General features: G+C 63.0%; 11 protein-coding genes. 4 read left to right on the plus strand and 7 right to left on the minus strand.

What is annotated here, in order from left to right; all coding sequences use genetic code 11:
* Nucleotide 1 precedes the first annotated feature (1 nt).
* The 6 genes from J2R99_RS17445 to J2R99_RS17470 form a co-directional block, all read right to left on the minus strand.
* On the minus strand, nucleotides 2-1,003 hold the full coding sequence (locus tag J2R99_RS17445; RefSeq protein ID WP_307155619.1) for an ABC transporter ATP-binding protein: 1,002 nt from the start codon (nucleotides 1,001-1,003) through the stop codon (nucleotides 2-4).
* A 1-nt stretch (nucleotide 1,004) separates the two neighbouring features.
* Complete coding sequence (locus J2R99_RS17450) at nucleotides 1,005-1,931, minus strand: ABC transporter permease (protein ID WP_307155620.1); 927 nt, start codon at nucleotides 1,929-1,931, stop codon at nucleotides 1,005-1,007.
* A gap of 4 nt (nucleotides 1,932-1,935) precedes the next feature.
* Nucleotides 1,936-2,910: an ABC transporter permease gene (locus J2R99_RS17455; RefSeq protein WP_307155621.1), complete on the minus strand. Its 975-nt coding sequence runs from the start codon at nucleotides 2,908-2,910 to the stop codon at nucleotides 1,936-1,938.
* An 18-nt stretch (nucleotides 2,911-2,928) separates the two neighbouring features.
* Nucleotides 2,929-4,539, minus strand: coding sequence for a gamma-glutamyltransferase (gene ggt / locus J2R99_RS17460; protein ID WP_307155622.1), 1,611 nt, complete (start codon nucleotides 4,537-4,539; stop codon nucleotides 2,929-2,931).
* A complete protein-coding gene (locus tag J2R99_RS17465; RefSeq protein ID WP_307155623.1) occupies nucleotides 4,536-5,390 on the minus strand; it encodes an alpha/beta hydrolase family protein in 855 nt (284 codons plus the stop codon). The genes ggt and J2R99_RS17465 overlap by 4 nt, the downstream gene beginning before the upstream one ends.
* A gap of 80 nt (nucleotides 5,391-5,470) precedes the next feature.
* Nucleotides 5,471-7,039, minus strand: coding sequence for an ABC transporter substrate-binding protein (locus J2R99_RS17470; RefSeq protein WP_307155770.1), 1,569 nt, complete (start codon nucleotides 7,037-7,039; stop codon nucleotides 5,471-5,473).
* A 227-nt stretch (nucleotides 7,040-7,266) separates the two neighbouring features.
* Here J2R99_RS17470 and J2R99_RS17475 point away from each other — a divergent pair, with 227 nt between their 5' ends.
* Nucleotides 7,267-8,061: an IclR family transcriptional regulator gene (locus J2R99_RS17475; protein WP_307155624.1), complete on the plus strand. Its 795-nt coding sequence runs from the start codon at nucleotides 7,267-7,269 to the stop codon at nucleotides 8,059-8,061.
* Nucleotides 8,062-8,141: 80 nt separating this feature from the next.
* On the plus strand, nucleotides 8,142-8,738 hold the full coding sequence (locus tag J2R99_RS17480) for an SAM-dependent methyltransferase (RefSeq protein WP_307155625.1): 597 nt from the start codon (nucleotides 8,142-8,144) through the stop codon (nucleotides 8,736-8,738).
* 19 nt (nucleotides 8,739-8,757) lie between these two features.
* On the opposite strand, the gene J2R99_RS17485 is transcribed toward J2R99_RS17480, so the two are convergent.
* A complete protein-coding gene (locus J2R99_RS17485) occupies nucleotides 8,758-9,804 on the minus strand; it encodes a LacI family DNA-binding transcriptional regulator (RefSeq protein ID WP_307155626.1) in 1,047 nt (348 codons plus the stop codon).
* A 161-nt stretch (nucleotides 9,805-9,965) separates the two neighbouring features.
* Here J2R99_RS17485 and ptsP point away from each other — a divergent pair, with 161 nt between their 5' ends.
* Both ptsP and pfkB read left to right on the plus strand, forming a co-directional pair.
* Nucleotides 9,966-12,482, plus strand: coding sequence for a phosphoenolpyruvate--protein phosphotransferase (gene ptsP / locus J2R99_RS17490; protein ID WP_307155627.1), 2,517 nt, complete (start codon nucleotides 9,966-9,968; stop codon nucleotides 12,480-12,482).
* Nucleotides 12,479-13,468: a 1-phosphofructokinase gene (pfkB, locus tag J2R99_RS17495; RefSeq protein ID WP_307155628.1), complete on the plus strand. Its 990-nt coding sequence runs from the start codon at nucleotides 12,479-12,481 to the stop codon at nucleotides 13,466-13,468. Before ptsP ends, pfkB begins: the two co-directional genes overlap by 4 nt.
* Nucleotides 13,469-13,475: the final 7 nt, after the last annotated feature.

The following is a 13,475-nucleotide window of genomic DNA, read 5'->3' on the forward strand; positions in this document are numbered from 1 at the left end:
CTCACGATACGGCCTCCCCGGCGATCGCGCCCAAGGACTGCGCACCCAAGGGGTGCACGCAACGATAGCTCCGCTCCCCTTCCCCGATCTCGGGCGGAAGCTTCGTGCAGAGGGCATCGGCGCCTCCGCAACGGGTTCGGAAGCTGCATCCGGAAGGAAGATTGGCCGGGCTCGGTGTCATGCCGGGAATCTGCTTCAGGAGCGCGCCGCGGGTGTTCTGGCTCGGCACGGAATCCATCAGCCCGCGCGTATAATGATGGCGCGGTTCGGTGAGCACTTCCGCGACAGGGCCGGTCTCCACGAGGCGGCCCGCATACATGACGGCAATGTCGTCGGCGAGCCGCGAGACGATGGCAAGATCGTGGGTGATCCAGATCACGGCCGTGTCCCTCTCCTCGGCCAGGCGTTGAAACTCGGAAATGATTTGGGCCTGGATGGTCACGTCGAGTGCCGTCGTGGGTTCGTCCGCGATGATCAGCTCGGGGCTGTGCAGAAGCGCAATCGCGATGGCGACGCGCTGGCGCATGCCGCCCGAGAACTCGTGCGGATAGGCGGAGAGCCGCTCTTCGGGGCTCGGAATTCCGACCATGCCGAGTGCATCCCGCGCTCGTGCACGCGCCTCGGCACGATCCATCTTCTCATGCGCGAGGAGCGTCTCGGTCATCTGCGTCTCGATCCGCAGCACCGGATTGAGCGTCATCATCGGATCCTGGAAGACCATCGCGATATGGCGCCCGCGCAAACGCCGCATCTCCTCCGCATTGAGATCGGCGAGGTTTTCACCGTTGAAGAAGATGTCGCCTGCAGCGACGCGGCCAGGCGCATCGACGAGGCCCATGATCGAAAAGCCGGTGACGGATTTTCCCGAACCGCTCTCGCCGACAAGTCCGAGCACCCTTCCCTTCTCAAGCGAAAAGGAGACGTCGTTGACCGCCTTGACGGGCGCTCCGCCGTGACGGGGAAACTCGGTGACGAGGTTCTTCACTTCAAGCAAAGCGGCCATCTCAGACGTTCCTCGGATTGAGGACGTCGCGCAGCCTGTCACCGACGAGGTTGATGGCAACGATCGTCACGAGAAGGGCAATGCCCGGATAGAAGCTGATCCAGTAGAGGCCGGAGAGCAGATACTGGTAGCCATTGGAGATGAGCATGCCGAGGGAGGGTTCCGTCACGGATGCGCCGAGACCGAGAAAGGACAAAGTCGCCTCCAGGCTGATGGCGCGGGCGACCTGCATCGTGGAGATGACGATCACCGGCGCGAGGCAGTTGGGCAGAAGATGGCGGAAGAGAATGCGCCAGCCCGGCAGCCGCAGGCAGCGCGCGGCCTCGATATATTCTTTCTCGCGCTCAACGAGGGCCGTCGCACGCACGGTGCGGGCATAGACGGCCCATTCGGCGATGATCAGAGCCAGGATGACGTTCATCAGGCCTTTGCCGAGCACGGCGAGCATCATCAATGCCATGAGGATCGTCGGAAAGGAGAGCTGCAGATCCACGATCCGCATCATGAGGCTTTCCACCCGTCCGCCGATATAGGCGGCCGAAAGGCCTACCGAGGTGCCGATGATCGCGGCAGCGAAGGCTGAAAGCACGCCCACCATCAGCGAGGCGCGCAGGCCATAGAGAATCCCTGAGAGGATGTCGCGCCCCTGTGCATCCGTCCCGAGAACGTAGGGCACGCCGGAGAAGGATTCCGATCCCGGCGGCAACCGGCTGTCGAGAATGTCGAGCTGCGAAAGATCGTAAGGGTCCTGCGGCGCGATATGCGGCGCGAGGATCGCCACGATGACAATCAAGAAAAGCGTGAGCAGCCCCAGCACCGCGCCTGGAGAGCGAAAGAACTCCCGAAGCTGATTGCGGCCGCGCTCGGGGGTGAGCGTCTCGGTCTCTGGAACCGCGTTTTCAATGTGATCTGCGAGCTGAGGGTCCATAGCGTCACCGTTTGGCATCGAGCCGGACGCGGGGATCCAGCAGCGTGTAGCAAAGATCGACAATGAAATTCAGGCTGACGAAAATCAGGACCATCATCATCAGGTAGGCGACGATCACAGGCCGATCGAGAAGGTTGATGCTGTCGATGATGAGCTTGCCCATGCCTGGCCAGGCGAAGATGCTCTCCGTCACGACGGAGAAGGCAATGAGCGAGCCGAATTCGAGCCCGACGATGGTCACGACCGGGATCATCAGGTTCTTGAGAACGTGCACGGAAATGATCCGGCGCTCGCTCAGTCCCTTGGCTCGGGCGAACTTGATATAATCCTGCGGCAACACCTCCTGCACGCCGGCGCGGGTCAGGCGCAGAACGAGCGACGTCTTGAAGAGCGCGAGGTTGAGCGCCGGCAGAAAGAGATGCCGCAATCCGTCCGCCGTCAGGAAAGACCAACGCATGCCGAGGATTTCCACGGTCTCGCCGCGCCCGTTCGACGGCAGCCATCCGAGTTGCACGGAAAACAAGAGGATGAACATGAGGCCGACCCAGAATGTCGGCAATGAAAAGCCGAGGATCGAGCCCGACATGATGATCCGCGAGGCGACGCTCCGCGGCCGCAGCCCGGCGTAAAGGCCGAGCGGCAGACCGACGATGAGCGCGATCACCAGTGCCGAGAGCGCGAGTTCGAGCGTCGCCGGAAAGCGCTCCAAAATCACCTGGAGAGCGGAGCGACCGTAGACGAAGCTGTTGCCGAAATCGCCGCGCAACAGCCCCGCCAGGAAATCGATATACTGACGCCAGAGAGGCTGATCGAGGCCATATTCCGCGATCACGCGCGCGCGCTCGGCCTGGTTCGCATCCGGGTTGATCAGAATGTCGACCGGATTGCCGATGACGTTGACGGCGACAAAGACGATCACCGTCATCGCCACGATGACGAACAATGCCTGGATGAACCGCCGAATAATGGAAGTGACCATTCAGCCTCTCCGCCCTGACTAGGTGATCGAGATGGCCATACCATCCCGCTGCGGATCTGCGGCTCCCTTCGACACGCCGTCGTCGATCCGGATGCCATGCAGAGCCGCAAAGGCATAGGTCTGCGGCGAGCGCTCGACATCGTAGCCGTCCGCCCGCAGATCCGCCTCCACCGAACGGCGAATGCGGTTGCAGATGTCGATCGTGTTCGACACGCCGACGATGCGCGGGGCCGTCACCGCCTCCTGAATCGACATGTCAAAATCGATCATATTCATGATGCCCTGAGCGATCGTCGGGGCGATATAGCTGCCGCCGGGGGCACCGATGACGATAAAAGGCTTGTCGTCGCGAAACACGATCGTCGGGGCGGCCGAACTCGCCCGGCGCTTGCGCGGGGCGATAGAGCCGGGGCGTCCGGGGCGCGGGTCGAAACGGCTCATCGTGCCGTTGTACATGAAGCCGAGGCCGTCGGTGATCGCACCAGAGGGACTGCCGAGCGTGTGGGTCATGGCGACCGCATTCCCCTCACGATCGATCACCGAGATATGAGTGGTGTCGCGCTGGGACAGGTCGAGGCGTTCCACATTCGCACGTTCGCCGCGGCGGATGCTCTCGGCGTGGGCCCGAATGTTCTCATCGGAGAGAAGTCGTTCGACCGGCACCTCGACATAGGCCGGATCGCCCATATGGGCGTCCTTGTCGATCGTCATGCGCTTCATCGCCTCGAAGAGAAGGCGCACATGCTCGGTGCTCGCATGCTGCATGGCAGCGACGTCGAAATGCTCCATGATGTGCAGGATTTCCAGCATCGGGAACCCGGATGCCGGAGGCGCGCTCGTGGAAATCTTGTGGCCGCGGTAATGCCCCCAGACCGGCTCCGATCTGGTCACCTTGTATTTCGCGAGGTCTTCCAGACCAATGAGGCCACCGCCCGCCTTGAAGTCGGCGGCAATCTCTTCGGCGATTTCGCCATGATAGTAGATATCCGAGCCGCCGCTTCGCGCGATCCGCTCCAGAGTGCTGGCAAGGTCCGGGTTGCGCAGGATCTCGCCGACCTCACGAAGGCTTCCGTCCTCGTGGAAATAGACGCTCCGTCCGGTCTTGGAGAAACGCAGCTTGTCGATCGTGTTCGCCTGCCCGTCTCCCGACTGGTCCTTCGACCAGTACCAGTGCATATGCGGGCGGATCATGAAACCGGTGCGCGCGACTTCGGCCGCAGGCGTGATCAGATCGGCCCAATCGAACGTGCCGTAATCGCGAAGGGCGGTCTCATACCCCTTGAGAGAGCCCGGCGTGCAGCAGGCGAGATAGCCGATCTCGGAGATGTTGCCTTCGAGAATGAAACCGAAGCCGTCGCGGCTTTGGCCGAGCAGCTTGTCGAGCCACATCTCCGGCGTGGCCGCGGCGGGTGCGAGAGCATAGAATTCCAGCGTCTCGTGCACGCCTCGCCCCGGCATATAGATCTGCATCGAGCCGAAGCCGCCGACACCGGCCATCTGCGGATCGACCACGCCTTGCATGAAGGCGCAGGCGAGCGCCGCATCGACGGCGTTGCCGCCGCGCTCCAGGACATTGGCGCCCGCTTCCACAGCCTCCGGCTGCGGGGCGACTATGGTCGCGTTGTTCATCGGCTGCGCCTCTCTGCGAGCGTGCGTGTGAGGAAGGCTTTGACATGGCCGAGCACCTTCATGCGGTCATGCGAGATGCCGGGGACTTCATCGAAGGTGACATTCACGCCGACCGCTTCGAACGAGCGCGCGAGCGAACGCAGACGTTCCGGACGCGTCTCGCCGGCATCGTTGGCGCCTTCCATCCAGTAGGCCGAGCCGGGCTTGTGAGTGATTTCCCAGGTCTCGAGATCGAGTTTGCCGACGACCATCTGCACCGGCAGTTTGGCGAGTTCTTCGAGATTGAACGGCTTTCCGAATTTTTCCGCGAGATCGCGGGTGCCGACCCACCAGTCGCGCTCCGGATCGATCAGCGTGACCGAACCGGGTGCACCCACACATGCGGCCCATAGGCGTTCGGGATGAACGAGCGCGAAGCGATGGGTGAAATGCCCGCCGCCGGAATAGCCGAACATCGCGAAACGCGACCAGTCCTGACCGTATTTCTCGGCCATCTCCTCGACCATGGAAATGAGCAGGAGATCGTAGCGGATATCGCCCTCGATCAGATATTTGTACCCGGAGCGTGCGCCGTCGCCGCGCACATTCATCGGGAAGATCGGGCATAGGACGGCGCAGTCGTTGTAGAGACCGAACTCGGCGAAGCCGTCGCGGAATTCCATTGCGGAGGTGCGGCCGGTTCCGTGCACCGCGACCAGGAGGTCGACCGGGCGGCCGTCGGCCGCCGCCGGCGGGACGTACAAAAGCATGTGAAAACGCGGATCGGCCGTAGAGGCAAAGATTGCCGTATGGCCGTAATCGTAGATGGCGCGCGCGCGGGCAGCGGCAGCGCTGGTGCCGAGTTCCTGCATTCCTATGTCCTGAAAGGGGAGAATTGGCGGGCGTGGCGCAGAGGCGCCCCGCCCGGTGATTTAAAGACGAGCCTTGAGGCTCACTCGGCCGACTTCACCTCATACGCGAGCAGATATTTGTCGCCGCGCGGCTTGTAGTCGACGTCCTTGCTGGCCCCGAGCACGACGTTCTCGTAGTGCAGCGGCAGTAGATAATGGTGGTTGAAGGTGAGCTCGGAAACCTTCTGAAGGATCGGCTCACGCTTGTCCTCGTCGAGCGTCGAGGTCGCCTCATCCAGGAGCTTGTTGATCTCCGGATCGTCGATGCCACCGCCATTGTAACGGCCGGTGCCCTTCGCCTCGTCGCGACCGGCCACGATGGCAATCGCCGGGTTCGACACTTCACCGGTGTTGACGCCCCAAGAGCCGAGGAAGACAGAGTATTCGCCGTCGGAGTATTTGTCGGCGTACATCGACCACGGCATCACCTCGACCTTCGTATCGATACCGATGCGTGCGAACATCTGGCCGACCGCCTGCAGAACGTCGCTGTCGTTGACGTAGCGTCCCTGCGGGCCGTGCAGGGTCAGACGGAAGCCGTCGGGATAACCCGCCTCCTCAAGGAGCTTCTTGGCGCCTTCCGGATCATAGGAGACTTCGTCGACATCGTCTGAATGGCCGAAATAACCCTCGGCGACGAATTGGTGGGCGACGGTGCCATTGTCCTGCATGACGCGCTGGACGATCGCCTGCCGGTTGATCGACATCAGGAGCGCCTTGCGGACACGCTCGTCCTTGAGCGGGTTCTTGTCGAGCTTGGAGCCGTCCTTTGCCGTGATGAAAGGCGTCTGATCGCGCGCGATATCCACGCCGAGATAGACGATGCGGGTCGACTGGCCGCGGATGACCTTGAGATTATCGGAATTCTCCACCCGCTCGACGCCTTCTGCGGGAAGCGTCTCGATGAGGTCAGCGTCACCGGAGAGCAGGCTTGCGAGCCGCGCGCCGTTGTCGGGCAGCATGCGCAAAGTCACCTTGCTCCACTCGGAGGGACCCGCGAAATAATCGTCGTTCCGCTCCATGACGATGCGGTCGCCCGGCGTGTAGGAGACGAATTTGAACGGGCCGGTGCCGACCGCCGCAGTCCCGTTGTCGAACGCGGCGACATCGTCGTCGGCGTGCTCGGAGCTGATGATGCGAATGCGGCTCAGCGAGTTGAGGATCATCGGATCCGGAACGCTCGTCTCCACGACGACAGTGTGGGGATCTTCTGCCGTCACATCCGTGATGTTGCGCGTGTAGGACGCAAACGCCTGGCTCGGCTTGTCGCGTGCCCGCAGCACAGAGGCGATGACGTCCTCGGCGTCGAAATCGGTGCCGTCGTGAAATTTCACCCCCTCGCGGAGATGAAACCGCCAGTGGGTGTTGTCGACGACCTCCCAGGAGGTCGCAAGCTGGGGTTCGTTTTCGGCAGCGCCGCCACGATAGATCAGGCTATCGAAGATGTGCCTGCTCATCGCATTGTGCGGCGAGTTCGATTCCTCATGCGGATCGACAGTCGCAAACGTCGACGCCATGCCGACTGTCAATTCCTTGTCCTGCGCCCACGCCGTTCCGGCAGCGACCGCACATATGGCCAAGGCAGCAGCACCCCGGCCGATCCATCCCATTGTCGCGATACCCAAGAATTAGTCCCCTCTTGTTCGAAAAGGCCGGACCCCGCAATGCGGCGACTGCCCATGCCTTGACCACGCTTGAACGTTGACCAGGAACGCATGCGCAAAGGAGGGCTGTCAACAAAAATGAAACTGTGTTTCACTGTGTGAGACACGCGAGTCTTGCAACCGGAATTTGAGGCACATTGTCGCAAGCTTCTTCAGCGCACGGGGATCAAGCCATGGCGGAACAAGAAAAAAGCTATGTTGTTCAGTCGGTTGATGACGCAATCAATATTCTCATGACAGTCGCGGAGCATCCCGAGGCGGGGGTCTCGGAGATCGCTCGCGCGGCGGGCGTGACAAAGGCCAAAACATTCAGATTGTTACGAACACTGGAACGGCGAGAGCTGGTCTCGCAGGAACCGGACGGCCGATGGCGGCTCGGAAACGCCATCCTGGTGCTCGGCACCTCCGCCTCCTCGCAGATCGATCTCGTCAAACTCGCCAATCCGATTCTGGAAGATCTCGGGCTCAAAACGAACGAGACGGTGCAGCTGCGCCTGCGCGATAAGAGCGAGGCTCTGTGCATCGCCAAATACGAGCCGTCTCGGGATTTGCGCGTGCATGCGGTGGTGGGCCGCCGGCGTCCGCTTTATGCGGGATCGAGCAAGGCGATCATGGCCTATCTCTCAGAAGACGAACGCGAATCTGTGTTGCCGCAAGAACTGAAGGCCTTCACCGGCAACACCATCACCAACCGGTCCCGCCTCTTTGCCGAACTCGATCGGATTCGCGCGCGCGGTATCTGCATCAGTCGCGGCGAAGTGAGCGACCAGCTCGTGGCCGTGTCGGCTCCCGTATTTTCCGCCGATGGCTCCGTCTTTGCCTCGATCAATATCGCTGCGCCGGCCTTCCGAACAGAGGACACCGACATCGAACGCTTCATCCGGCTGGTCGCCGAGGCGGCAGGCCGGATTTCCGAAGGGCTCGGCTGGAAAGGCGATGCCTCGCTCAAAGGACGAATGGCGTCTTGAAATCGGGCACCTCGCAGCCCCACCACGTCGCGATAGATAGAAAACAAGCAGCAATGTAAGCGACGAGGAGCACTGGAGCGATGTGGGATGAGAGATATGGCAAGCCCGGCTATCTCTTCGGGACGGAACCGAACGCCTTCCTCGCCGCCCATGCGAACCTGCTGCGCCCAGGGATGCGGGTCCTGTCGGTTGCCGATGGCGAAGGGCGCAACGGCGTCTGGCTGGCTGAGCAGGGGCTTGAGGTCACGGCGATCGACGCCTCAGCGGTGGCGATCGAGAAATCGAAACGCCTCGCAGCCGACCGCGGCGTGTCACTCGCCCACGTGCATGCGGATCTCGCCGCATGGGAATGGCCGCCATCCGCCTATCACGGCGTGGTGGCCATCTTCATCCAGTTTGCCAATCCGACGCTTCGCGGCGAGCTCTTCGAGGCGATGAAGCGAGCTCTCCTGCCCGGCGGGATTCTGCTCCTGCAAGGTTACCGGCCCGAGCAGATCGGCTATGGCACAGGCGGACCGCCCGACCCCGACCACCTCTATACGCGCTCCCTGATCGAGGAAGCATTCGCCGATCTTGAGATCCTTCGGCTTGCAGAACACGACAGCGAAATTCACGAGGGTAAGGGACATTCCGGCCTGTCGGCCTTGATCGATCTCGTGGCACAGAAACCTGCCTGACGGCGCGCTCGAACGAAACTCAAGGGTTCATCGCACCCGCTGCCGCCAATGGCGTGGATCTGTTTTCCGCCAGAGCCGCCGGTTTTGACGCCAAGGTCGAACCGCGCACGATACAGCGACCGGACAGGACCACTTTGCGGGGCGCCAGACCCGGATTTTGCAGGCGGTCGAAGAGGAGCGACATGGCGTTGCGGCCGATGTCGTGCACCGGCTGCTCGATCACCGTCAGCCCCGGTCCGACCACTTCCGTCCAGTCCTCATTATCGAAGCCAGCAACGGCAAGGTCGCCTGGGATGGTGCGCCCCAGCCTCTGCGCCGCCTTGACGACGCCCATGAGCAAGAGACCATTGCTGGCGATGATCGCCTCCGGCGCATCAGGCCCTGCCAGCCATTCACTCATCTCCCTCTCCCCGGCATCGACCGTCGGCGGCAGCAGACGCGAATCCGGCTTAAGGCCCTTGGCTTTCATACTGGCGCAATAGCCGTCGCGGCGTTCCAAGCCCGTGGCACTGGTCTGGCCGAACACGCCGCCGATGCGCCGATAGCCCTCTGAGAAAAGGTGCTCCACAAGCGTGTTCGCAGCCTCGCGGTTGTCGAGAACGACAGAATCGTAAAGGCCGCCAGCCCCTGCCCGGTCGATCAGCACAGCGGGAAACTGCAGCGGGTTCTTTTGCAACTGATCGAGCATCGCGAGCGTCGGCGCGAGAATGAGGCCCGTCACGCGCTCCTCCTGCATCAGACGCAGATACATACGCTCGCGCTCGACATTCTCATCGGTGTTGCACAGAAGCACGCGCATACCGGCCCGATAGGCAGCATCCTCGACCCCCCGACCCACGGCGGTGAAAAACGGATTGCGGATATCGGAGACGATGAGGCCGATCGTCTGAGCGTGCTGCGTGCGCAGACGCCGGGCCGAGAGATTGGGACGATAGCCGAGCGCTTTGATCGCGGCGTGAACCCGCTCTTTGGTGTCCGCGCGAACGGGCCCTTCGCTGAGGACCCGCGACACTGTGGCGACCGATACGCCGGCCTTCTCGGCGACGTCCTTGATGCTGATGGACATTTTTAGAAAACGTTTTCACACATTAGGCCTGAACGATGCCACGTTGCGCACGAACAGGCAACCATTGTGCACTGCAAAACTCGGATTTCTGGGATCTCGATGATTGACATCCATAATGTAATCGTTTTCACTAAATCAAACGGCACGGAGGAAATGGACCGATGACAAACGCCCAGCCCGACATCCTGCCACCGTCCAATCTGGTTCGCCTCGGCGCAGCACCCGCGGACAAAGAGGCCGCCATCCGTGAAGCCGCGCAGCTGTTGATCGCGGCCGGATGCATCGACCCCCGATATGCCGACAGCATGATGCGACGCGAGGACGTGGCCGAAACCTATCTCGGACACGGCGTGGCCATTCCCCACGGCAAGGTCGAAGATCGAGGCATGGTTCGCCGCAACGGCCTCTCCATCCTGCAAGTGCCTAAGGGCGTGGAATGGAATGTGGGCCAGACGGTGCATCTCGTCGTCGCCATCGCCGCAGAATCGGACGCGCACATCGACACGCTGAGACGTCTCACGAACCTTCTGCAGGACGAAGAGCACCTCAAGAAGCTGTTCACGACGAACGACACCTCCGACATCATCAACGCTTTGAGCGAGGCCGAGGCCCAGCCCGAGGCGGACGGGGTGCCCGCGGAAGACCTCGACGAACGTTTCGAGTGGACCGTCGATTATCCTTCGGGCCTTCACGCCCGCCCGGCCTCGGCATGGGTTGCAGCCGCGCGGAAAGCGAGCGGCTCCGTGCAGGTGCGCAAAGGCGCCGCCGTGGCCGATGCCAAGGCGCTCGTGTCGCTCCTGCGGCTCGGCCTGCGCCAAGGCGACACGATCGTCATTTCCGCCGACGGCCCCGATGCAGGCTCTGCAATCGACCGGATGCAGGCAGCCGTCACCGGGCTCAGCGCCCAGGAAAAAGCGGATGCCCAGGCGGCGAAAGGACCCGAGCCGACCGTCAAGGGCTGGACGCCGCCGGAGGATATGCCGGTCATCGCAGGAATCGGCGCAAGTCCCGGCCTCTCCATCGGGCCGATCCATGTCTATGCGCCTGCCGAAATCGCCATTGCGGATACGCCGACGCCACTCAATGAAGGTGGTAACAAGCTGCACGAGGCCTTGACGGTGACGCAGACGCAGCTGCGCGTCCTCGCAGACGACACTCTGCGCCGTCTCGGCGAAGCGGAAGCGAACATTTTCCGCGCCCAGGCAGAACTCCTCCACGACACCGACCTTATCACTCTCGCCTGTCAGTTGATGGTCGAAGGACATGGTCTCGCCTGGTCTTGGAACGAGGCGATCGAACGCACAGCCCGGGATCTTGAATCCAACGACAACGAAGTGCTGGCCGCACGTGCCGCCGACCTGCGCGACGTGGGACGCCGCGTCCTGGCGCGGATCGATCCCTCGCTTGAGAACAGAGACGGCGATCCTCTGCCGGCTGAGCCCTGCATTCTCGTCGCCGGCGACCTGTCGCCGTCCGACACCGCGGGCCTCGACGTGGAGCGCGTGCTCGGGCTCGCCACCGTTCAGGGCGGACCGACGTCGCACACCGCCATTCTGGCGCGCACCCTCGGCCTGCCGGCGATGGTCGGCGGCAGCGAGGCCCTGCTCGATCTCGAAAACGGCACGGAAGTCATTCTCGACGGCCAGGCCGGCCGCCTCTATCCAAAGCCGTCCGCCTCCGCCATCGCTTCGGCACGCGACTGGCTTGCCTCGCAGGAAGAGCAGCACAAGCGCGAGATCGCCGAGAGAAGCCTGCCGGCGCGCACCACCGACGGCCATCAGATGGAGATTGCGGCAAACATCAACCGCCCCGACCAGATCGAGCTCGCGCTCTCGCAAGGCGGCGAAGGCGTCGGCCTTATGCGCACCGAGTTCTTGTTCCTGGAGCGTAGCTCCGCGCCCACGGAAGACGAGCAATACGAAACCTACCGGGCCATGCTCGATGGCCTCGAAGACCGTCCGCTCATCGTGCGGGCGCTCGATATCGGCGGCGACAAGCAGGTGCCACACCTCAACCTGCCGCGCGAGGCCAATCCCTTCCTCGGCGTGCGCGGTTCGCGGCTTCTCCTGCGCCGCCTCGACCTTCTCGCAACACAGTTGCGGGCGCTTTATCGCGCCGCCCGCGACGGCGAGAGCAGCGGTCTTTCGATCATGTTCCCGATGATTACCTCCGTCGGCGAAATGCAGCGCCTCAGAGCCGTAGCGGACAGCATCCGCGACGAGCTCGACGCACCTCAGATACCGCTCGGCGCCATGGTCGAGGTGCCGGCCGCTGCGATCGGCGCAGACATTCTCGCCCGCTATGTCGATTTCTTCTCGATCGGAACCAACGACCTCACGCAATACGGGCTTGCCATCGACAGGCAGCACCCGGAGCTCGCCGCCGAGGCAGACGCACTCCATCCTTGCGTCCTGCGCCTGATCCGCATGACGGTCGAGGGGGCCGCAAAGCACGGCCGCTGGGTCGGCGTGTGCGGCGGCATCGCCGGCGAACCTTTCGCGGCCTCCGTTTTGACCGGACTTGGCGTCAACGAATTGTCGATGACGCCGCGCGACATCCCCGCCGTCAAAGCAGCCCTGCGCGGGACCTCCCTGACCGCACTCAAAACTCTCGCCGACAAAGCCCTTGCCTGCGAGACGGCAGCCGAGGTGCACGCCTTGGATCGGGAGGAATTGTGAAACCCTCACCCCTCCCCGTCGTCACCGTCACCTTGAACCCGGCGATCGATCAGACGGTCGTCGTGGAAGGGATGACGCTCGGTGACGTTCACCGCGCTTCGTCCGTGCAGAGCAATGCGGGCGGCAAGGGCGTCAATGTCGCGAGCTGCCTCGCCGACTGGTCGGTGCCCGTGATCGCAACGGGCATCCTTGGCGGCGGCAATCCCGGCCCCTTCGAGGCGCTTTTCAGCGCCAAGAACATTCGTGATCTCTTCGTGCGCGTTCCTGGCGAAACCCGAACCAACATCAAAATCGCCGATCCCACCCGCAACGAGACCACCGACATCAACCTGCCCGGCCCGACCGCCGATGATGCAGCTCTCGAGCGGGTGAAAGCCGTCCTCAACGAAACGGTCGCGCCCGACAGCCTCGTGGTGCTTGCCGGAAGTCTGCCGGCCGGGCTTCCCGACGACACGCTCGCCCGCCTCTCTGCAGCATTGTGCAAACGAGGTGCACGCGTCGTTGTCGATACCAGCGGGGCACCGCTCGGGGCCGCCCTCTCGGCACCAGCCGAAGATCTCCCCTTCTGCGTCAAACCCAATCAGCACGAGCTTGAGGAATGGGCAGGTAAGTCCTTGTCGGGCCGCGACGATCTTCTCGCGGCTGCCACCGCTCTTCAGGCGAGCGGGATTGCCGTGGTGGTGGTTTCGCTCGGCTCTGAGGGAGCCCTGTTCGTTACCGGAAACCAGATTCTCATGGGCCGGAGCGAACCGGTCGAGACTTTGAGCACGGTCGGGGCCGGAGACGCCATGGTGGCGGGCCTCGTCGCCGCTTTTCGGGAGGATGCGCCACTTGAAGACGTGGCGCGTCTTTCCACCGCCTTTGCCGCCGCGAAGCTGGGCCGCATCGGGCCGCACCTGCCCGATGCAGAGGAAGTCCGGCGTCTTGCTCGGGCGGTCGTCGTGACGGAGCTCCCGGCTGGCCGGGACCTCAAGCAACAAGCATAGGAGGACC

Origin of the sequence: Rhodopseudomonas julia (assembly GCF_030813515.1) — a bacterium.
Lineage (GTDB): Bacteria > Pseudomonadota > Alphaproteobacteria > Rhizobiales > Afifellaceae > Afifella > Afifella julia.